General features: G+C 43.0%; 1 pseudogene. It reads right to left on the minus strand.

What is annotated here, in order from left to right:
* A pseudogene (locus FE392_RS22980) lies at nt 1–286 on the minus strand (50S ribosomal protein L2); the annotation flags it as partial.

The following is a 286-nucleotide window of genomic DNA, read 5'->3' on the forward strand; positions in this document are numbered from 1 at the left end:
ACAGAACCACGAACTGTTGGGCGTTTACCTAACCAGCGAGAGCGACCATCTTTACCGATTTTGATAAGTTCGTGTTGTTCGTTACCTACTTGACCGATTGAAGCGCGACAAGCAGATAATACAAGACGTACTTCACCAGAAGTTAAACGTACAAGTACGTATTTACCTTCTTTACCAAGTACTTGAGCAGATGTACCAGCAGAACGAACTAATTGTCCGCCACGACCAGGCTTAAGCTCGATGTTATGAACAACAGTACCTACTGGAATGTTGATTAATGGTAATG

The organism is Xenorhabdus santafensis (assembly GCF_033949405.1).
Lineage (GTDB): Bacteria > Pseudomonadota > Gammaproteobacteria > Enterobacterales > Enterobacteriaceae > Xenorhabdus > Xenorhabdus santafensis.